Annotated in this window: 21 protein-coding genes and 1 other annotated feature; of the genes, 15 read left to right on the forward strand and 6 right to left on the reverse strand. The window is 36.7% G+C overall.

Annotated features, from left to right (window positions below; genetic code table 11):
- Positions 1-25 precede the first annotated feature (25 nt).
- Positions 26-1012, reverse strand: a complete 987-nt coding sequence (gene trpS / locus WBG45_RS04080; RefSeq protein ID WP_424412513.1) for a tryptophan--tRNA ligase — start codon at positions 1010-1012, stop codon at positions 26-28.
- Positions 1013-1057: 45 nt separating this feature from the next.
- Positions 1058-1281, reverse strand: a binding site (T-box leader).
- A 57-nt stretch (positions 1282-1338) separates the two neighbouring features.
- Positions 1339-1683 (reverse strand): DUF3899 domain-containing protein, encoded by a 345-nt coding sequence (locus WBG45_RS04085; protein WP_424412514.1) that lies wholly within the window; start codon positions 1681-1683, stop codon positions 1339-1341.
- 242 nt (positions 1684-1925) lie between these two features.
- Between WBG45_RS04085 and WBG45_RS04090 the strand changes: the two genes are divergently transcribed.
- From WBG45_RS04090 to pepF, 10 genes are all read left to right on the forward strand, one after another.
- Entirely contained in the window at positions 1926-3644 is a 1719-nt protein-coding gene (locus WBG45_RS04090) for a peptide ABC transporter substrate-binding protein (protein ID WP_424412515.1), read from the forward strand.
- 196 nt (positions 3645-3840) lie between these two features.
- Positions 3841-4773, forward strand: a complete 933-nt coding sequence (gene opp3b / locus WBG45_RS04095; protein WP_424412516.1) for an oligopeptide ABC transporter permease — start codon at positions 3841-3843, stop codon at positions 4771-4773.
- The gene (gene opp3C, locus WBG45_RS04100) at positions 4773-5792 is read left to right on the forward strand and encodes an oligopeptide ABC transporter permease (RefSeq protein ID WP_424412517.1); all 1020 of its coding nucleotides are present in this window, start codon (positions 4773-4775) and stop codon (positions 5790-5792) included. Before opp3b ends, opp3C begins: the two co-directional genes overlap by 1 nt.
- 17 nt (positions 5793-5809) lie before the next feature.
- Positions 5810-6865: an ABC transporter ATP-binding protein gene (locus tag WBG45_RS04105; protein ID WP_424412518.1), complete on the forward strand. Its 1056-nt coding sequence runs from the start codon at positions 5810-5812 to the stop codon at positions 6863-6865.
- The gene (locus tag WBG45_RS04110) at positions 6865-7806 is read left to right on the forward strand and encodes an ABC transporter ATP-binding protein (protein ID WP_424412519.1); all 942 of its coding nucleotides are present in this window, start codon (positions 6865-6867) and stop codon (positions 7804-7806) included. The genes WBG45_RS04105 and WBG45_RS04110 overlap by 1 nt, the downstream gene beginning before the upstream one ends.
- A 155-nt stretch (positions 7807-7961) precedes the next feature.
- Positions 7962-9170 (forward strand): putative glycoside hydrolase, encoded by a 1209-nt coding sequence (locus WBG45_RS04115; protein WP_424412520.1) that lies wholly within the window; start codon positions 7962-7964, stop codon positions 9168-9170.
- Between the two features lie 406 nt (positions 9171-9576).
- A complete protein-coding gene (gene spxA / locus WBG45_RS04120) occupies positions 9577-9972 on the forward strand; it encodes a transcriptional regulator SpxA (RefSeq protein WP_162920212.1) in 396 nt (131 codons plus the stop codon).
- A 263-nt stretch (positions 9973-10235) separates the two neighbouring features.
- Positions 10236-10904 carry an adaptor protein MecA gene (mecA, locus tag WBG45_RS04125; RefSeq protein ID WP_024535276.1) on the forward strand — a complete coding sequence of 223 codons (669 nt, stop codon included), beginning with the start codon at positions 10236-10238 and terminating at the stop codon, positions 10902-10904.
- Positions 10905-10978: 74 nt separating this feature from the next.
- Positions 10979-12142: a competence protein CoiA gene (locus WBG45_RS04130; RefSeq protein ID WP_424412521.1), complete on the forward strand. Its 1164-nt coding sequence runs from the start codon at positions 10979-10981 to the stop codon at positions 12140-12142.
- Positions 12143-12197: 55 nt separating this feature from the next.
- Complete coding sequence (gene pepF, locus WBG45_RS04135; RefSeq protein ID WP_424412522.1) at positions 12198-14015, forward strand: oligoendopeptidase F; 1818 nt, start codon at positions 12198-12200, stop codon at positions 14013-14015.
- A 283-nt stretch (positions 14016-14298) separates the two neighbouring features.
- On the opposite strand, the gene WBG45_RS04140 is transcribed toward pepF, so the two are convergent.
- The 3 genes from WBG45_RS04140 to WBG45_RS04150 form a co-directional block, all read right to left on the reverse strand.
- Positions 14299-15102, reverse strand: coding sequence for a ClpXP adapter SpxH family protein (locus WBG45_RS04140; RefSeq protein WP_424412523.1), 804 nt, complete (start codon positions 15100-15102; stop codon positions 14299-14301).
- Positions 15099-15497, reverse strand: coding sequence for a globin (locus WBG45_RS04145; RefSeq protein ID WP_424412524.1), 399 nt, complete (start codon positions 15495-15497; stop codon positions 15099-15101). The genes WBG45_RS04140 and WBG45_RS04145 overlap by 4 nt, the downstream gene beginning before the upstream one ends.
- Before the next feature lie 156 nt (positions 15498-15653).
- Positions 15654-16226, reverse strand: a complete 573-nt coding sequence (locus WBG45_RS04150; RefSeq protein ID WP_424412525.1) for a CYTH domain-containing protein — start codon at positions 16224-16226, stop codon at positions 15654-15656.
- Positions 16227-16335: 109 nt separating this feature from the next.
- Between WBG45_RS04150 and WBG45_RS04155 the strand changes: the two genes are divergently transcribed.
- The 4 genes from WBG45_RS04155 to WBG45_RS04170 are packed head-to-tail and all read left to right on the forward strand — an operon-like array spanning position 16336 to position 19096.
- Positions 16336-16722, forward strand: coding sequence for a hypothetical protein (locus WBG45_RS04155; protein ID WP_424412526.1), 387 nt, complete (start codon positions 16336-16338; stop codon positions 16720-16722).
- A 31-nt stretch (positions 16723-16753) separates the two neighbouring features.
- Entirely contained in the window at positions 16754-17434 is a 681-nt protein-coding gene (locus WBG45_RS04160) for a GTP pyrophosphokinase (RefSeq protein ID WP_024535269.1), read from the forward strand.
- A complete protein-coding gene (locus WBG45_RS04165) occupies positions 17431-18231 on the forward strand; it encodes an NAD kinase (protein WP_424412527.1) in 801 nt (266 codons plus the stop codon). The genes WBG45_RS04160 and WBG45_RS04165 overlap by 4 nt, the downstream gene beginning before the upstream one ends.
- Positions 18224-19096 carry an RluA family pseudouridine synthase gene (locus WBG45_RS04170; protein ID WP_424412528.1) on the forward strand — a complete coding sequence of 291 codons (873 nt, stop codon included), beginning with the start codon at positions 18224-18226 and terminating at the stop codon, positions 19094-19096. Before WBG45_RS04165 ends, WBG45_RS04170 begins: the two co-directional genes overlap by 8 nt.
- On the opposite strand, the gene prpE is transcribed toward WBG45_RS04170, so the two are convergent.
- Complete coding sequence (gene prpE / locus WBG45_RS04175; protein ID WP_424412529.1) at positions 19093-19839, reverse strand: bis(5'-nucleosyl)-tetraphosphatase PrpE; 747 nt, start codon at positions 19837-19839, stop codon at positions 19093-19095. The two genes, WBG45_RS04170 and prpE, sit on opposite strands and share 4 nt — an antisense overlap.
- Positions 19840-19931: 92 nt before the next feature.
- Here prpE and mgtE point away from each other — a divergent pair, with 92 nt between their 5' ends.
- Positions 19932-21305: a magnesium transporter gene (mgtE, locus tag WBG45_RS04180; RefSeq protein WP_424412530.1), complete on the forward strand. Its 1374-nt coding sequence runs from the start codon at positions 19932-19934 to the stop codon at positions 21303-21305.
- The last annotated feature ends 529 nt before the right edge of the window (positions 21306-21834 follow it).

Raw genomic sequence — 21834 nt, forward strand, 5'->3', positions numbered from 1 at the left:
CTCACTTCATTTTTCTTACTGACTGTTATCGTTTTCTACCCAAGCCCATCGCGTTCTCCATTTTTTTAAGTGTTTTCGATGCAACTGCTTGAGCTTTAAGAGCACCCTCATCCAAGATGATGTCTAGTTCTTCAGACGTTAGCAGTGCCTCATAACGCTCTTGGATTGGTTTTAAGTGGTCAATTACTGCTAAAGCAACAGATGCTTTAAAATCACCGTAGCCTACGCCTTGATACTTCGCTACTAACGCTTCAATCGTTTCACCAGTTAATGCAGCTTCAATCGTTAACAAATTCGAAACGCCAGGTTTGTTAACAACATCATATGCTACGATTCCTTCCGAATCTGTTACAGCACTTTTAATTTTTTTCTCTATATCTTTTGGTGTATCTAATAAAGATATTGTTGATTTTTTATTTGGATCCGATTTACTCATCTTTTTCAGAGGGTCTTGCAGAGCCTTAATGCGAGCTCCGTTCTTTGGCAATCGTATTTCTGGAATCGTCAATACATCGTTATAACGTTTATTAAAACGTTCAGCTAAGTCTCGTGTTAATTCAACATGTTGCTTTTGATCATCTCCGACTGGTACGATATCCGTTTGGTAGAGAAGGATGTCCGCAGCCATGAGAGGTGGGTACGTAAGTAGGGAAGCAGATACGCCATCCTTACCTGATGATTTATCTTTAAATTGAGTCATTCGTTCTAGTTCGCCAATATAAGAAATGCATTGCATCATCCATCCAGCCTGAGCGTGCGCAGGAACCTCAGATTGGATAAATAGGATGGCTTTCTTAGGGTCTATCCCAACTGCTAAATAAAGGGCAGCTAAAGAGCGAATATTTTTACGCAGTTCTAGTCTGTCTTGTGGAACTGTAATCGCATGCTGATCAACGATACAAAAAATGCAATCATATTCGTCTTGCAAAGTAGTGAATTGACGAAACGCTCCAATATAATTACCCAATGTTACAATTCCTGTAGGCTGTACGCCTGAAAAAATTTTCTTCATTCATTTTCCCTCCTTAAAATAAAAAAAACACATCACTCTCCCTAGTAAAGGGACGAATGATGTGTGAATCCGTGGTACCACCCAGATTGCCAAATGTTCTTGGCCTCTTTAACTTCGTAACGTGAAGGGACGTATTAAGCTACACCTTGAAAAAAGTTCGCCTAATATGCTCTGAAGTCCATTCTATTTGAAGGGAAGTTCTGTTTTCAGCAACCACAGACTCTCTAAACAACCCATTCAAATGTACTACTCTTCGTCTTAGCATTTTGCATGTATTTTGATTGTCATTATAATATAGAAGAAACTCAAAAATCAAGTGGTTTTAATCAGACAAAATAAAATAGTAAGGCTACCCCCATACAAAGTAAAATGGACCCACCCAGCTGGAAAAATGGGACATATGGAAAATCTAATAATTCCGAAGGAGATCTCATTGATTCTGTATCGACGAGATTTCTTTTAAATGTAAAAACTTTTCTCATACTCATTGTAAAGATATCAAAAAAACCATTTGACACCACATAAATTAACAACCCAATAAAAACGAGTAATCCACCAACAAAAAACGACACGTTAATATATGGAGTTAACTCCAATTCACGGTAATTAAGAAACACGATTGAAACAATAATTAGTTGAAAAATTAAGAATACTAGAAGTTTCTTTTTCATTCGTAACACCTCAATCCTTTATCATTGTAGAAGAAAAGACAGAAAAAATCAAAATTTCTTTAAACGAATTAAATATTCACAATTCATAGAAAAGCCTTTTACCGTAAGGGTTTTGCAATGTATTTGTAATATTCATGTTATCTAAGTGTAAAAAATATTCAAAAAAAGCCTGTACAGATTTTTTAGAATATGTATAATAAAGATTGTACCAATTTTTCAGAAAATTCAAGGGGGTCAACTTAGTGAAGAAGAGCAAGTTTTTTTGGCTGTTAAGCCTAATGTTAGTACTTAGTGTTTTCTTAGCTGCTTGTGGCGAAGACGAAAAAGCAGAACCAGCAACACCTGCTGAAACGGACAAAGAAGAACCAGCAGCAGGAGAAGAAGAAGTAGCAAAAGAAGAGGAACAAGTCCTTAATCTAATGATGGGTGCTGAAATTCCATCAATGGATTCTGCATTAACAACAGATTCAGTTGGTTTTGATCTATTAAACAACGTAAACGAAGGTTTATACCGTTTGAATCAAGAAAACGTAGCAGTTCCTGCAATCGCTGAAGGAGAACCTACAATTTCTGAAGACGGTTTAGTATACACTTTCAAAATTCGTGACGCTAAATGGTCTAACGGAGAAGCTGTAACAGCAGGAGATTTTGAATTCGCTTGGAAACGTGCGATGAATCCTGATACTGCTTCTGAATACGGTCCATACATGATGGGTGGCGTAATCAAAAACGCAACAGCAATTTCTGAAGGAAAAGCTGATTTCACTGAGTTAGGTGTTAAAGCAGTTGATGAAAAAACTCTTGAAGTAACATTAGAAAAACCAGTTCCTTACTTCTTGTCTCTAATGTCTTTCGGAACTTTCTTACCACAAAATGAAGCATACGTTACTGAAAAAGGTGCTGACTATGCAACAAACTCAGATAACCTTATTTCTAACGGACCATTCACTCTTTCTGATTGGGATGGAACTGGCTTAAAATGGAAGTTAGTTAAAAATGATCAGTATTGGGATGCAGAAACTGTAAAACTTACTGAAATCAATTATGACGTAGTTAAAGAAACTCCAACAGCAGTAAACTTATACAAAACTGGTGAAAAAGATCGTGCTGCACTTTCTGGTGAATATGCAATGCAATACGCTAACGATCCTGAATTAGTTAAAGAATTAGAAACTACTCTATTCTACTTCAAATTCAACCAAGAGCGTAACGGTAAAGCAACACCACTTGCAAACAAAAATATTCGTGAAGCAATCTCTAAAGGTTACAACAAACAAGATTTAGTAGATGTAGTTTTAGCTAACGGTTCTGTACCTGCAAACTACTTAGTACCAAAAGAATTTACTTTTGATGAAGGTGGCGCTGATTTCCGTGACATCAACGGAGATATGGCTGTTCCTAACGCTGACGAAGCAAAAGCTGCTTGGGAAAAAGGTTTGAAAGAACTTGGCGTAACTGAAATTACTCTTGAAATTCTTGGTGGAGACTCTGACGTTGCTAAGAAAATGGACGAGTACTTCAAATCTCAATTAGAGACTACTCTTCCAGGTTTAACAATTGAACTTAAAGAAGTACCATTTGCAGTACGTTTAGACCTTGATTCTGCTCAAGACTATGATATTCAAGCTGCTGGATGGGGTCCTGACTACCAAGATCCTTACACATTCATGAACTTATGGTTAACTGATGGCGGAAACAACAAAATGTCTTATTCTAATCCAGAGTATGACAAGTTAGTTAACTCTTCAGTTAACGAATTAGCTATGGATCCTGCAGCTCGTTGGGAAGCAATGGCTAAAGCTGAAAAAATTCTTATCGAAGAAGATTTCGCAATTTCACCAAACTACCAACGTGGAACAATGTTCCTAGTAAAACCTTATGTTAAAGGTGTTGTTTCTCACTCATTCGGTGGAGACTACAGCTACAAATGGGCTTACATCGAAGGTAAAGACGCACAATAATCTATAATTTTGAAATGTTTAAAATCTCATAGTAAGAGAGTATATGGATTCCTTTAGGGCCATATACTCTCTTTTTAAATGAGAGTGAATTCACTAAAAATTTATTGTATTCAATTGATTTTGACAATAGATATTTTAATATTTTATATAGTATAGTAGATTGAATTATGTAAACATTCATTTAGGAGGTGCAATGATGGCTAAGTATATTTTAAAACGTGTTTTTTATATGTTCATTACTTTATTCCTGATAGCTACGGCGACATTTTTCTTAATGAAAACGCTACCAGGTTCCCCTATAAGTTCCGCTTCGAAACTTAACCCTACTCAACTTGCGGCAGTAGAGGCGAAATATGGTCTTGATCAGCCACTCCCAGTACAATACGGAAAATACATGCTGAATTTAGCACAGGGAGATTTAGGGAATTCATTCCAGTTTAAAGGTGCCAGTGTAACAGATTTAATTCTTAAACGCTTAGGACCTTCCTTCTTATTAGGTGCACAAGGACTTATTCTTGGTGTGAGCATAGGAATACTATTAGGTATGCTTGCGGCTTTAAGACAAAATTCATTCTGGGATTACGGCAGCACTTTTATCGCAATACTCGGAATTTCCATCCCGTCATTCGTTTTCGCTTCTTTTTTACAATATTGGATTGCAGTAAAATGGGGAATACTACCTGTCGCTCTATGGAACGATGGATGGCAGTCTAGTGTTTTACCTTCACTTGCTTTAGCAATGGGTCCTTTAGCTACTGCAGCCCGTTTTATTCGTACAGAAATGATTGAAGTGCTAAGTTCTGATTACATAACTTTAGCAAGATCAAAAGGCGCTACTGGATTTGAAGTTGCTTTCAAACATGCATTCCGTAATGCGTTAATTCCTTTGGTTACGGTAATGGGACCACTAGCAGCTGGACTTTTAACAGGTTCGCTTGTAATTGAGAAAATTTTTGCTATCCCAGGTATTGGAGAACAATTCGTAAAAGCCATTATGGTCAGTGACTTCTCAATCATCATGGGTACAACTTTGTTCTTCTCTGTATTCTTAGTGTTTGTTATTTTATTAGTCGATGTCCTTTACGGAATCATCGACCCACGTATTCGTTTGTCAGGAGGTAATAGTTAATGACACAGAATCTTGATAAGCTACCTGCTGAGTCTTTTAAAAGAATTACAATTGATAGTAGTCAAGCAGAAAAAATTTCAAAACCAAGTCTAAGCTTTTGGCAAGATGCTTGGTTACGTATTCGTAAAAATAAGGCAGCCATCGTTAGTATGGTTATTTTATTCCTAATTTTACTTATGGCGGTTATCGGACCACATATAGGTCCTCATGATGCGGAAACACAAACAATCACCCATTCTAATTTACCTCCTAAAGTACCTGGCTTAGAGAAGCTCGGAATCTTTGATGGTGTAGGAACTCTTGGTGGTACAAAAGTAGATTTATATGAATTGAAAAAAGTAGATACGTATTATTGGTTAGGTACGGACGGTTTAGGCCGCGATATGTTCGCACGTCTATGGGAAGGTACTCAAATCTCCTTATTCATCGCTTTCGTTGCTGCTGCAATTGATGTGCTGATTGGAGTATTATACGGTGGTATTTCAGCGTATTACGGTGGTCGAGTAGACGATATTATGCAACGTATTGTCGAAATTCTATATGGTATTCCAAACTTAGTTGTCGTAATCTTAATGATTTTAGTGTTAGATCCAGGTATTATGGCGATTATTATTGCCATCACCTTAACTGGTTGGATCGGTATGTCACGTATCGTGCGTGGACAAGTTCTGAAGTATAAGAATCAAGAGTTTGTATTAGCAGCCCGTACGTTAGGTGCTAGTAATAATCGTATTATCGGAAAGCATTTACTTCCTAACATTTTAGCGATTATCATCATTAACACGATGTTTACAATTCCTGGTGCCATTTTCTTCGAAGCGTTTTTAAGCTTTATCGGTCTTGGTTTACAACCACCAGCAGCTTCACTTGGAACATTAATTAATGATGGATACCAATTGATGCAATTCCAACCACATATTTTATTGTTCCCAGCAGTTGTATTAAGCATGCTGATGATTGCTTTTAACTTGCTTGGAGATGGATTACGTGATGCACTTGATCCGAAAATGAAAGATTAAAAAGGAGGAAAGCGACTATGGAAAAAATCTTAGAAGTAAAAGACCTTCAGCTTTCCTTCCACACTTTTGCAGGTGAAGTAAAAGCCATCCGTGGTGTTAACTTCGATTTGCTTAAAGGGGAAACGTTAGCGATTGTTGGTGAATCTGGTTCGGGTAAATCAGTAACAACTAAGGCCATTATGCGTCTTTTACCAGAATCAAGTTCTGAATTTAAAAGCGGACAAATCTTGTTTAATGGAAAAGATTTAACGAAGCTTACTGATAGAGAAATGCAAAAAATCCGTGGAAAAGACATCTCAATGATCTTCCAGGATCCTATGACTTCATTAAATCCTACTATGACAATTGGTCGTCAAATCACTGAACCTTTGTTAAAGCACCAAAAAGTTGGGAAAACTGAGGCGAAAAAAATTGCAGTTGATTTACTTCGTATGGTTGGGATGCCTAAACCGGAATTACGAATTAAACAATATCCTCACCAATTCTCTGGTGGTCAGCGTCAACGTATCGTAATCGCCATTGCTTTAGCATGTAATCCACAAATTTTGATCGCGGATGAACCTACAACTGCTCTAGATGTAACAATCCAAGCTCAAATTTTGGAACTCATGAAAGATTTACAGAAGAAAATTGATACGTCAATTATCTTCATTACTCATGACCTTGGGGTTGTTGCAAACGTAGCAGATCGTGTTGCAGTTATGTATGGTGGCCGTATTGTTGAAATGGGTACAGTGGATGAAATTTTCTACAACCCTCAACATCCATATACATGGGGGTTACTAAGCTCAATGCCTTCACTTGATACAGCGGAAGAAAAATTATATGCGATTCCAGGTACGCCTCCTGACTTGTTAGACCCTCCAAAAGGGGATGCATTTGCGCTTCGCAGTGAATATGCATTAGCAATTGACATGGAACAAGCACCACCTGTATTCCAAATTAGTGATACACACTTTGCATCTACTTGGTTATTACATCCTGATGCACCACAAGTAGAACCACCATTATCAATCATTGAACGAATGAAAAAGTTCCCAGGAAGTCGTTACTATGAAGGAGGTGCGTTCTAGTGGCTGATAAATTACTTGAAATTAAAAATTTAAAACAATATTTCAATAAAGGTAAGGCAAATGAAGTACGCGCAGTTGATGATATTAGTTTCGATATTTATAGAGGTGAAACGCTAGGATTAGTAGGGGAGTCTGGTTGTGGTAAATCAACAACTGGTCGTTCTATTATCCGTTTATATGATGCTACTGCTGGTGAAGTTAAATTTAACGGCGTTAGTGTTCATGGAAAAAAATCGAAGTCTGATTTGAAAATATTTAACCGTAAAATGCAAATGATTTTCCAAGATCCATATGCGTCTCTTAATCCACGTATGAAAGTATTGGATATTATTGCAGAAGGTTTAGATATCCATGGATTAACTAAAACATCTAAAGAGCGTAAAGACCGAGTTCATGAGTTACTTGAAACGGTTGGATTGAATAAAGAACATGCGAACCGTTATCCACATGAGTTCTCAGGTGGACAACGACAACGTCTTGGTATTGCTCGCGCCCTAGCAGTGGATCCAGAGTTCATCATTGCTGATGAGCCAATCTCTGCTCTTGACGTATCAATCCAAGCCCAAGTAGTTAACTTATTAAAAGAACTACAAGAAGAAAAAGGCTTAACTTACTTGTTTATTGCACATGATTTATCAATGGTTAAATACATTTCAGACCGCATCGGGGTTATGTATTTTGGTAAATTGGTGGAACTTGCACCAGCTGAAGAGCTATATAAAAATCCTTTACATCCATATACTCAATCGTTGTTATCAGCAATTCCACTACCAGATCCAAACTATGAGCGCACACGTGTACGTAAGTCGTACGACCCAACTTCTCATAACTATGAAGATGGTGAAGAGATTGCCATGCGTGAAGTAACGCCTGGACATTTTGTATTCTGTTCAGAAAGAGAATTCGAGTCATTAAAATTAACATCTGCTGCTCGAATCTAATATTTAATTTTCAAGATATTAATAGAAAAATTAGCAAAAAGAGCCATTCTTATTACAAGAATGGCTCTTTTTCATGTAAATGTGACAAATTGCGCTTTAATTGTAATGATTTACTTGTTAAAATGGTAGAGAATAGAAAGGAAGTTAAATATACTATGACATTTAAGAAATGGATGGGTACTAGTGCTATAGTGGCAGCATTAATGATCCCTAATACATCAGTCTTCGCTAAAGAAGAAAAAAGTATGGAAGATTTTACGGAACGTACATATGGATTTACCGCTGTTGATGAAGAAATAATTTCTGCTTCCACGTTATTTCGATACGATTCAGGTTTAACATTCACATATCCGGATGCTGTTAGAGGAGTCTATGTGACTGGTAATTCAGCCGGAGGAGCAAGATTTAATGATTTGTTGAAATTACTGGATAAAACAGATTTAAACGCTATGGTAATCGATATTAAAGACGATTTTGGTGAGTTAACTTACATGCCTGCAGATGATTCTCCTTTGAAGCCATTAGATATTGGAAAACCTTTCATGAAAAATCCTCGTGAAGTATTAGAAGTTTTAGAAGAAAAAGAAATATATCCAATTGCACGTGTAGTTGTCTTTAAAGATACGGCACTTGCCGAAGCAAAACCTGAACTGTCATTTGTTGAGGGATCAGAAGTTTGGAAAAATGGACGACGCGAAGCATTTGTAAATCCATTTATGAAAGAAGTATGGGATTACAACGTTGAAGTAGCCATAGAAGCTGCGAAGATGGGCTTCCAAGAGATTCAATTTGATTATGTACGTTTTCCAGAAGGCTTCGAAAATCGTGCTGATACCTTAAAATACAGCATGGGTGACTACGAGTCGTCTGACGCTGACGCAGTACAAAAACGCGTACATGCTGTAACGGACTTTGTAGCTTATGCTCGTGAGAAGCTAAAACCATATGATGTGAAGGTTTCTGTTGATATTTTTGGATATGCAGCTACCTTGCCAGAAGCACCTGGTATTGGACAAAACTTCGGGAAAATTTCTGAAAATGTAGATGTTATTTCTTCAATGATTTACCCTAGTCACTGGACATCTTATTTTGGAATTGCAAAACCTGATTTAGAGCCATATAAATTGGTTCAAGAATATGCCAAGGCTGAAAATGCAACTTTAGCAAAACTTAAATCTCCTCCCATCTCAAGACCTTGGTTACAAGACTTCACAGCTTCTTATTTAGGCAGTGGTAATTACCAGAAGTACGGTGCAGCAGAAGTACAAGCACAAATTCTTGCATTAAGCGAAGCAGGAATAAACGAATACCTGTTATGGAATGCCGGTAATCGTTATTCACCTGGTGTTGATTACACTCCATAAAGGAAAAAAGTTCTCTTTCTTAAAGGAAGAGAACTTTTTTTAAAGAAAAGTGAAACCTTTTGCCGTTACCATACGTATTATTATATGTAGAGAAAGAATTAAATTGTCATTTTCATTCTCTAATTGAGAATTAGAAAAACTATAATAATGTGTGTTTAGAAAGTTAATTTAGCGGGTATATTTGTATGAGAACCATAAAAAAGTCAACAAACATACATTTTAACTCAAAATTATTACTAAAATGTGTCGCATTTTAAAAAACTTGACTTTTTCTTCATATCTTATATTAAAATGAATTAAATTGTTGTATAATAAAAATATCAACCTATATAATAGTTATTCTAAATAAAAAATCGTTACAATATATCTGTAGTTCTTTACACATTTGAAAGGAAGTGTTCCTATGATGGTAACATTGTTTACTTCTCCTAGCTGTACATCATGTAGAAAAGCGAAAGCATGGTTAGAAGAGCATGACATTCCATATACTGAGCGTAACATCTTTTCGGAACCGCTAAGTATTAGCGAAATTAAAGAAATATTACGAATGACGGAAGATGGAACAGACGAGATTATCTCTACTCGATCTAAAATTTTCCAAAAATTAAATGTAGATGTTGAAAGTTTACCATTACAACGTTTATACGAATTAATTCAAGAACATCCAGGACTGTTACGTCGTCCTATAATTTTAGATGAGAAGCGCTTACAAGTAGGATACAACGAAGATGAAATTCGTCGTTTTTTACCTCGAAAAGTTCGAGCTTATCAATTGCTTGAAGCTCAACGTATGGTTAATTAAATTCGAATTAAAAATGGCTGATTGATTCTTCTTCTACTTAAGACGAGAAGAATTGTCAGTCATTTTGCATTTTTAAGCTTGATAAAATTTGCGCTCTCTAATACAATTCTAATAAATTGTATTTTGCCAGAGTAGATGCATATCCTTTTCATTTTTCTCTGGACCGTCATACAATAGAAACAGACACTGTATCGGTAAGCGGCTTGAAGTGTTGCTTGTAAAAAGGGGAATCCCTTTAAAGCGATCGAAGGGAGATGTGTAAAATGGATATCGAACGAATTAATGAAAACACAGTAAAATTCTACATTTCATACATCGACATTGAAAAAAGAGGCTTCAGCCGAGATGAAATTTGGTTTAATCGAGATAAAAGTGAAGAACTCTTTTGGGAAATGATGGATGAAATTAATGATGAATCGGACTTTGAAGTTGAAGGTCCACTCTGGATTCAAGTTCATGCGATGGATAAAGGACTTGAAGTGACAGTAACTCGAGCACAAATTAATCGTGATGGAAAGAAAGTAGACTCCCCATTTGAAATGGACGAAAAGGGTCAATACTTTTCTAATATGTCAGAAAGTTCATCAGATGAGCAATCTTATGATGAATATAGTGGTCTATTTACTGAAACAAATGAATCTCAAAACGAATTCACGTTTTTCGTGAAGGATTTTGAAGATTTAATTCCATTAGCTAAGCGTCTTGAACTACCTTCATATGTATCAACGTCTTTATTCGCTTATAAAGATCGTTATTACCTCTATGTCAATGCAGACGCTGAACTGATGAATGAAGAAGAGATAAAAAATATGGTCAGTATTCTTACTGAATATGTAGATGGATCAAGTGTAACTATCCACCGCATGAGAGAATACGGAAAAGAAATAATGGCCGATGAAGTATTCGAGAATGTACTTAAATACTTTAATTAAAATCCTCCCTTTACGGGGAGGATTTTTTATTTGCCTTTATATCAGAAAATTCGTAAAATAACTAGAAAGGAGGAATGTATATATTAACTGCATATAAGGATAACGAGAAAATATTTACTATCACAAAATGTATGACAAAAGATCAGTTACTATTATTGCGAAACACGAGCAAATTCACTTGCCCTCAGTGCGAAACCCCACTTCGCTTGAAAATTGGCAAAGTCGTGACCCCCCATTTCGCACATATTGTCTTAACTAATTGTTTAACTTCCTTTTCCGAAAAAGAATCTCCCACCCATTTAATTGGTAAGCAGCAACTTGCAGAATTTTTTACCCGTGTAGGGTGTAAAGTATCTGTTGAAGCTTATTTACCAAAGATTTCTCAACGACCAGATTTATTGGTGAGAAATAAAAGAAATATTTTTGCTATAGAATTCCAATGTAGTGTCATACCAGTTGACGATATTGAAAAAAGAACTGCAGGTTATTTGCGTGTGAAAATCCCCTCAATTTGGTTGCTGCGAACACCGAAGAACATTCAACTCATCACTAAGGGGATATCTATCATAAAATTGTCAAAGTTCATGCAAGCTTTCATCAAGAATCTGCCTTCTTCAAGCTCCACCATTATCACTTATGATCCAACAACGGCAAATTTTTATTATTTTAGTCAATTGGTTCATATAAGTGGATCATCATTTTTAGCTAAAATTCGTGCATTATCAATCGAACAGCAAACTTTTCCATTTGCTCAAGTAAAAATACTTAATAGAGAAGAAGGGGAAGGTTACTGGAAACTATTTAAGAATAAACGATTAAGATTTTTGCAAAATCGTATTCGGTCAAGTTCATTTGGTGTGATGGATCGTTTCTTGAAAAACTGTTACGAAAACAAAATTCTCCCAGAAAATTTACCGCTATGTATTGGCTTTCCAATACAGGATTCTCAAGTGATACAAGCCCATTTGGTGGAATGGCAATTTGCCCTTATTTGTGCACTTAAACAACATCACATAGATTTTCTAGATATCACTGATAAATGGCTTGAGTCATTCATTCTTACGCAATGCAAAGTGACGGATTTTGAAAAAGCCAACACCGTAATAGAAGACTATTGTAAGTTCCTTAACATGCTAGACTTTAATATTAACTTGCCAATTTCAGCTATATTCATTAGTGAATCGAGATTACTTGAATACTTTGAACAACAAATAGTTGCAAAACCTTGTGAAAATTGAGAAAATATAGTAGTTATTCGATTTTTCAATCAAATCGATTCGAGGGGGAAAACAAATGCCAACAGAAACAAAAAACAAAATTTTAACTCGTAGTGAAGTCCCAACAGATTTAACTTGGAAGCTTGAGGATATTTTTTCAAGTGACGAGGCGTGGGAAAGTGAATACAAAGAAGTTAGTGAACTAGCTGAAAAAGCAGAAGCTTATAAAGGAACCTTTGACAATGGAGCTCAAGCATTATACGAAGCTTTAGCATATAAAGATGAAGTTTCAGAGCGTATTTACCGTTTATACACTTATTCTCACATGCGCTATGATCAAGACACAACAAATAGTCATTACCAAGCGATGGATAGCCGTATTAAGAATTTACTTGTAAAAGTTTCAACTGGCTTATCATTTATGACCCCTGAAATTCTTGCGTTAGACGAAGCAAAAGTAGTGAGTTATGTTAGTGAACATGAAGAATTAGGTTTATATAAACAAGTTCTTAAAGAAATTAACGAAATGCGTCCACATGTTTTACCTGCTGAGCAAGAAGCATTGTTGGCTCAAGTTTCTGAAGTGACAAACGCTTCTTCTGAAACATTTAGTATGTTAAATAATGCGGATTTAGAATTCCCTACTATAAAAGACGAGAATGGCGATGATGTAGAACTAACACACGGTCGTTATTCACGCTTCTTAGAAAATGAAGACCGCAGAGTACGCGAAGACGCATTCCGTGCAATGTACGGTACTTACGGGAAGTTCCGCAATACATTTGCCTCGACACTTGCTGGTAATGTGAAGCGAGATAATGTCAATGCGCGCGTACGAAACTATTCATCAGCTCGTCATGCTGCTATGTCAGAAAATCAAATTCCAGAGCAAGTATATGATAATCTAGTCGACACAGTGAACAAAAACTTGCACTTATTACATCGTTACGTGTCTCTTCGTAAGAAAGTTCTAGAACTAGACGAGTTGCATATGTGGGATCTTTACACGCCACTTGTAAAAGAAGCTAAAATGGAAATTCCTTATGAAGAAGCTAAAGATATCATGCTTAAGAGTTTTGCTCCTCTTGGTGAAGAGTATGTATCGATTGCCACTAAAGGATTAGAAGATCGTTGGGTTGATGTTGTTGAGAATAAAGGGAAGCGCTCTGGTGCTTATTCTTCTGGTTCATATGGGACAAACCCTTACGTATTGATGAACTGGCAAGATAATGTCAATAATTTATTCACTCTAGCTCATGAGTTCGGCCATAGTTTACACAGCTATTATTCACGTGCAAGTCAACCATTTGTTTATGGAAACTACTCGATATTCGTTGCAGAAGTAGCTTCAACATGTAATGAAGCATTATTAAATGAATATATGCTTAAAACGATTGACGATGAGCAAAAACGCATCTATTTATTAAATTACTGGTTAGAAGGATTCCGTGGTACTGTGTTCCGTCAAACAATGTTTGCTGAATTTGAACACTTAATTCATAAAATGGATCAAGACGGCGAAGCTCTAACTGCAGATAGATTAACTGAAGTTTACTATGATTTGAATAAAAAGTATTTTGGTGCTGATTTGGTAGTAGATGAGGAAATTGGTCTGGAGTGGGCGCGAATTCCACATTTCTATTACAATTATTATGTGTACCAATATTCTACTGGATATAGTGCTGCAGTTGCATTGAGCAATCAAATATTATCAGAAGGCCAACCTGCAGTGGATCGTTATATTAATAAATTCTTAAAAGCTGGTTGTTCAGATACTCCGATTGAAGTACTGAAAAAAGCTGGCGTTGATATGACGTCTGCTTCACCAATCGAAGAAGCATGCAAAGTGTTTGAAGAGAAGCTAAATGAATTAGAGAAATTATTGTTGAAATAAATAGTTGACCTTCATTCTTTATTGGATGAAGGTCTTTTGTTATTTTAATATAATCATTGTGAATATACTCATTTAAACAAAACGCTACTGAAAACGCTTACTCTTTGTCGAATTTGTGAAAAAGATTGTGAAAGATTGATTTATTCGTTATGTCATGATATCGTTTAGTTGTGAAATAAATCACATACAAACACACACCCCTTTGTTTGAACGTGAACATTTCTCCCATCCCCTTTGTGAAAAAAGAACCGCCTCTCCAGCAATGGAGTAGGCGGTTCTTTTGTTATTTATATGTTTTGAGTCTCCATTGATTCGTGTTTCCCATTGGGATACGTTCCAGTTGCTGTAACAATGTGCGTTTCTTTAATTCGCGTTCTGCCGCATAATTTGTAACGCCATAAATTGAAGCAACTTCTTTTGTGGATAATGTCTGATATCGTAAAAATAGTTCATCAAGCGTTGGAGGTTCTTGACGATTAAGCTGGATATCTAACATCTCTGATAAAATCTTTTCATACACTTCGTATGAATAAACTCCACAAACTTTTAGTCCTTCATCTTCAATTCGTTCATTGAAGAACACCATACTTGGAGATTCAGTGACATCCATTTCATTACTGATATAGAGATCACATTGAAATGCACGTGTTGCTTCCTTAGACTGAATATCAGACTTGAATTCTTCCATATCCAACTGTGCTTGTTCGGCAATGGATAATAGACTTGAATAAGTGGCAACATTTTTAGTATCTAGGAATAACTGTTCTTGTAATTTTTGTAGATATCGGATTCCTGCTCGTTTCCCTTGAAGTTCAGCCGCTTTAATCGCTACTGAAGGAAGAGCTGGATGTGTAAAATCGTCGTCATTAATTGATTCATGTTTACAGAATGAATTGAGCGTAGAAAGTTTTGTGCTAAGAACAATCCGTAACGTAAAATACTGTTCATATTCTACTTGTAGTTTTCTTAAAATCGGTTGTAAGTCAAAACTTAAGGAGCAAACTGGATCTATAAATGCGTAAAGCTCAATTGGCTTTGTTGAACTCGTAGAAACGATCGCTTCGGGCGGAATCTGCAAGTTATTCACACGATTTCCTCCTCTTGGTCTGGCCGGTTCGTCATATGATGAGCCGTTAGTACAAGTCGATGATAGAAATCATCTCGAATTTTACCCTCTAGTCCAACTTCATCCATTGCGAGAGCCATACACTCAAGCCAAGCTTGGGCTCTATCTGGTGTAATAGGGAAGGGCATATGTCTTGCTCTTAACATTGGATGTCCGTGTTCTTGTGAATATATATTTGGTCCGCCTAAATATTGTGTCAAAAATTGTTTTTGTTTACGAGCAGTTTCCGTCAAGTCTTCTGGAAATATAGGCTTAAGCTTTGGGTGTGCCGCTACTTTTTCGTAAAACGCATCAACAAGTTGCGACAATATATCCGGACCAATTTCCTCATAAGGAATTATAGGTTTTCGGTTCATCTTTTGAACTCCTTTGCTTTCGCTGTATTCCCATTCTATCAACCTCACGGATTTTTCTCAAACAAATCGATTTTGGGAAAAGTTCCATATCGTGTAAATTTATCAAAATGCCAATCACATGTAAGTGGAAAGTACATCATAACTCTTATCTATATGTTATTTACTCTCTGCTGCTTTCATGAAACGTGCAATTTTTTTAGGTGTCTGACGCTTAGGAATATGGTGATTTTTTAGTAGTTCATTAAAGCTTTGTTGACCACTTGCGATATCAGTGACCTCATATTCAACCTCGTAGTCTGTAGTTCCGAGATAATCCGATCGATCCAAGACCAGTAATCCACCTTGGTAGGATATTTCAGCACGTTCTGTACGAAGTGAACCAAATGCCAGCAATAGCTCGGGGAGTTGCTGAAATTCGCTGAACTCTCGAGGTTTAATTGATTGTTTAGAAAGAATTTCGTCCCGTTCATTTGCTGAAATCAAGTGAGTGGATTCCATCATCGTATGGACATTGTCAGTAGGTGCTTTTAACGTTAATTCATTGCGTTCGCCAACGACTCTCAAGCGGAAGCCCATACGAGAATCACGCAACTGATGATTTTTTGTATCAAAATAGGTGTTGGTTTGGACATGAAAGTCTTGTTGTGAAATACCAAAAGCATTGCATAATTCATTAAACTCTTCTTTTTCTAACAGGTTTTTAAATTCTATTTCTTTTTGTACGTTCATTGTGAATCACCGCCTTACTTCTTATTATCCTAAAAAAATTGCAAACTGCAACAAACGAGCAGCTGTGATAAAATATGAGGTAAGTAAAGATTGAAAGGAAGAGCTTACATTGCGTAAAACTTATATCGTAGACAGTGGTGTCCAAAATGGTTCAGACATTCGCTTTTTATTACAAGAAGTTCCTCAAGAACTTGAAGTACAATCAGGTGGTCAGTTAATTACTGATTCAGATAATCATGCTTTTGTTTATTTAATGGATGTTGTAGATGGGTATATATATGTACAGTTTCCAAAAACCGTATGGCCGTTACTTGCTACGTCACTTGAAGCAGATAAAGAACCAGTATTGACCTGGGGACAGTCTGAAATTCAACTCGACAATTTCCGAGAAGAATTAAGTATGCTCATTTTTAATATTGAAGGTAATCATAATTACGGCGAAGAGTTTTCTACCGCAGTTGAAGAAGCATTTAAAGAGCAACTGTCTTTATCTTAAATCACGATAGCAGGGGCAAGGGGGACTCGTCATGGGACAATGGGAACGATTTTTAGAGCCTTATAAACAAGCAGTAGATGAATTGAAAATTAAATTCAAAGGTATGAGAGCGCTATATGAAATAGAAAACACAAACTCTCCGATAGAGTTTGTTACTGGTCGAGTGAAACCTATAGCGAGTATTTATGATAAAACACTTGAAAAAGGTATCGCGTTTGAACCATCGACACGACTGGTTCACGAGTTGCAGGATATTGCAGGTTTACGTATTATGTGCCAGTTTGTGGACGATATCGAGACAGTTGTCGAGTTATTACGTAGTCGCCATGATATTAAAGTCGTAGAAGAGCGTGATTATATTTCACAGGAAAAACCAAGTGGCTATCGTTCATACCATATGATTGTGGAATATCCTGTTCAGACACTTCACGGTAAAATTAACATTTTAGTAGAAATTCAAATTCGTACATTAGCCATGAATTTTTGGGCATCAATAGAACATTCATTGAACTATAAATATAAGGGGTTATTTCCCGAAGAAATAAAGAATCGTTTGCAAAGTGCTGCTGAAGCAGCTTTTCGTTTAGATGAAGAAATGTCACTTATTCGTGATGAAATTCAAGAAGCACAGAAATATTTCAGTGAAAATAAAGAGAGTGGAAATGTGAATTTCTCAACCAATTCCAGTGAAAGTAGGTCGAAGCATCCATGAAATTTGCTATCCAATCACGTAATGATGATCACTCGAATGAACTAATGGATCGAGCGAAAACGTATTTAACGGATTTTGGATTGGTGTGGGATGAAGACTCACCTGATATCGTTATTTCGATTGGTGGAGATGGAACGCTACTCCATGCCTTCCATCGCTACCGGGAACAGTTGTCCACAGTAGCATTTGTTGGTATCCACACAGGACATTTAGGTTTTTATGCTGATTGGAAACCTGCTGAAATCGAAAAACTTGTCATTTCGATTGCTAAAAAAGAATTTGAAGTCATCCAATATCCGCTCCTTGAAGCAACTATTAACTATCGTAATAACGATGAGCAGAGCGTCTATCTAGCTTTGAATGAAAGTACGATTAAATCCCCAGATGTAACGTTAGTGATGGATGTAGAGCTGAATGATAGCCATTTCGAACGATTCCGTGGAGACGGGCTTTGTATGTCAACGCCATCTGGAAGTACCGCTTACAATAAGGCACTTGGTGGTGCAGTCATTCATCCTTCATTAGAAGCTATGCAATTAACAGAAATGGCATCAATTAATAATCGAGTTTTCCGAACTGTGGGAGCACCACTAATTTTGCCTGCTCATCATACATGTGTATTAAAACCTGTAAAAGCACCTGATTTTATGGTGACGATCGATCATTTGCAATTGTTACATAAAGACGTTAAATCCATTCAATATCGTGTTGCAAAAGAAAAGGTTCGATTTGCGAGATTCCGTCCATTCCCATTTTGGAAACGCGTGCACGATTCGTTTATTGATAGCGATGTGTAAACAATTTAAACTTACTTTTAAAGCTACAGAGCAAATATTACTCCGCGAAGCTTTAGCTAAATGGGGGATATCAAAACGGTCATTAACCTCGATTAAATTTGATGGAGGTACCTTACTTGTAAATGGACAAGTAAAAACGGTCAGACATCCACTTACTGAAGGGGATGTAGTGACCGTTCTTTTTCCTATAGAAGAAGTAAGTGAGGGATTAATTCGTCAAAAAGGACAATTGGACATTGTCTATGAAGATGATGTGTTGTTCATCGTGAATAAACAACCTGGACAAAGTACCATTCCTTCACGTGAACATCCGTCAGGAACATTAGCAAATTTTGTTGCGTATTATTATGAGCAAATGTCGATTCCTTCAACTGTTCATATCTTGACTCGTCTCGACAAGGATACGTCAGGCTTGGTGTGTTTAGTAAAAAACCGACACATCCACCATATTATGAATCATAATCATATAATGAATAAAACATATGAAGCTATAGTCCATGGTAAAGTTAGTCATTATCCTCAGGAAATAATTGCGCCCATTGGACGAAAAGGTACTAGCATAATTGAGCGAGAGGTTCGTGAAGATGGGCTTTTTGCACATACAGATGTCGACGTCATTCGACACAATTCTGATTTTTCTCACGTGAAGTGTTTACTTCATACGGGAAGAACTCATCAAATACGCGTTCATTTAGCTCATATCGGTCATCCAATCATTGGAGATGATTTATATGGAGGAAGTGTTGAGAGGATTTCTCGTCAAGCACTTCATTGTGCATCAGTGGACATCAAACATCCACTGACAGGAAAAAGGATGACCTTTACAAGCCCATTGCCAGAAGATATGAAGAATTTGCTTAATTAATCAGCAAACTCGTGGAATTTTTCTGTTACGTAGGGTTGAAGAGACGGTACAGACACTATTTCTAACTCCGGGTATCGCAATGCAGACAAGTTCCCTCCAAATACACAGCCTGTGTCTATATTGATTGTATTATTTTTAAAACGTGCTTCTTTTGTTGGAGTGTGACCGTATACAATTAATGAAGTGCCATTATATTGCTTGGCCCAGTCTCTGCGAAGAGGTCTTCCATCGGGCAGCTTTTCGCCTGTAATATCACCATATAAAACAAAAACGATGATTTTTTTCTGAAGAGGCTTACCGATCATATCTTCTCGAATCCCTGCATGTGCAATAATGAGTTGATCGTTGTCGAGTTGTTGATAAACAGGCAGTGCTTCATAAAAACGAATATATCTTTTTCTCAATTGTTCACGCTTAGCTTTTGGTAACTGCTTAAATTCTTCGACTGTTGTTTCTAATCCATGAGTGATTTGCACTTGAGAACCCTTCAAAAACCGGTAAAGTTTATTGCAATGATTTCCCGGGGAATAAAATAATTGATTGGCATCTTCCATTGCAAATAATAACGTTAAAACTTTGAGTGATTGCGGTCCCCTATCAGTGGCGTCTCCTACAAATGCTAATTTACGACCTTGTGGGTGAAAGAATGCACCTGTTTGCTTTTGCTGATAGCCAAGCTTGTTGAGCAATAAGATTAATTCATCGTAACAGCCATGTATGTCACCGATAATATCATATGACAATTCATCCACCTCTTTGAATAAAATATTGTGATACCATTAGTTTACCCGATACAATGAAAAATATAGAAATGTGAAGAAAGGAGGGGGCATATATGATAGAAGAGAATAAAACTAACGAAGAACACAATCTCGATTCAGAGCAATTGCTGGGGTTTTTAAATAATCATCAATTTGATGAATTTAGAGAAGAGTTCTTAGCACTTCACCCGTATGATCAGGCACAATTTTTTGAAAAGGTGGGGCCTGAGAGTAGAGAAATTATCTATCAGTATCTCTCTCCAAAAGAAATGGCAGAAATTTTCCAATCAATCGAGTTAGACGATGATGAATATGCACCATTCCTAAAAGAAATGGAAACGATCTATGCTGCTGATATGTTATCCGAAATGTATGCAGATGATGCAGTAGATGTATTAAATGAGCTTGGTAAAGATCAAGTGGCAAGCTATTTAACCATTATGGATAACGAATCTGCTCAAGAAATTAAAGATTTATTGCACTATGAAGAATATACTGCTGGTTCAATTATGACGACAGAATATGTTGCAATACCTGAAAATTCGACAGTGAGATCCGCAATGACCATTCTGCGCAATGCTGCACCAGAAGCAGAAATTATTTATTATTTATTTGTTGTAAACGATGATCATCAATTAACAGGAGTTGTATCACTGCGTGATTTAATCATTGCAGATGAAGATTCGCTAATTCGTTCAATTCGAAATGAGCGTGTGGTAAGTGTTTCTGTAAGTGAAGATCAAGAAGAAGTTGCTCGAATGATTAAGGATTATGATTTCTTAGCTGTGCCAGTTGTCGATTTTGAAAATCATTTGCTTGGTATCATCACAGTCGATGATATTTTAGATGTATTAGAAGAAGAAGCTAATGACGATTACTCCAAATTAGCAGCCGTGTCAGAGATGGACACCTTTGATAAAGGACCTCTAATCGCAGCTAAAAAAAGATTGCCATGGCTAATTATTTTATTATTTTTAGGCATGTTTACAGCAAGTTTAATGGGGATTTTTGAAGAAACATTAGATAAAGTAGCGATATTAGCTGTCTTTATTCCTCTAATCGCAGGAATGGCAGGTAATAGTGGCACACAGGCACTAGCAGTAGCAGTTCGAGGAATCGCCACTGGAGATATCGCCGAACAAAGCAAAATGAAGTTATTAATGCGTGAAGCGGGTACGGGTTTGATTACAGGTATCGTTTGTGCCGTATTCAGTGTAGGAATAGTCTTTTTCATTCAACATGATTTGTTATTAGGACTATTAGTCGGAACCGCTATTTTTGGCTCCATATTTGTTGCAACATTGTCAGGTTCTTTCATACCGCTCCTCATTCATCGAATGAATATCGATCCAGCTGTCGCATCGGGACCTTTCATAACCACACTCAATGATATTATAAGTATTTTAATTTATTTAGGGTTAGCAAGCATGTTCCTTACGCAATTATAAGATGTTTAGAAGCAACAGTTCATACAGAACTGTTGCTTTTTTTTATTTTTCTGGGGAAGATTTGTTAATTGGGAATTTTCAGTAGCACTCATAGTGACAGAGATCCGCTCATAGACATGACAAAAAGTCAGTTTCGCTGATAGTCGACATGAAACCGCTGATAGACGACAAAGAACCGCTGATAGTCGACAAAGAACCGCTGATAGTCGACAAAAATCCGCTTATAGACGACACGAATCCGCTGATAGACATAGCAAAAAGTCAGTTTCGCTGATAGTCGACAGAAATCCGCTGATAGTCGACACGAATCCGCTCATAGCCGACAAAAAACCGCTGAAAGTCTGGACAAATAAGTCATATCCACTGATAGCCGACACGAATCCGCGAATAATAAAGATCCAACACCACGAAACTAAGCTAAACCATCATAGACCACTATTTTTAAAGATTTTTTTGCACTAATGATTCTTGTGATGTATTATTAGTACCAGGTAATAATAATTAGATTAACTAGGGGGATTTTTTCATG

Origin of the sequence: Paenisporosarcina sp. (assembly GCF_049671445.1) — a bacterium.
Taxonomy (GTDB): Bacteria; Bacillota; Bacilli; order Bacillales_A; family Planococcaceae; genus Paenisporosarcina.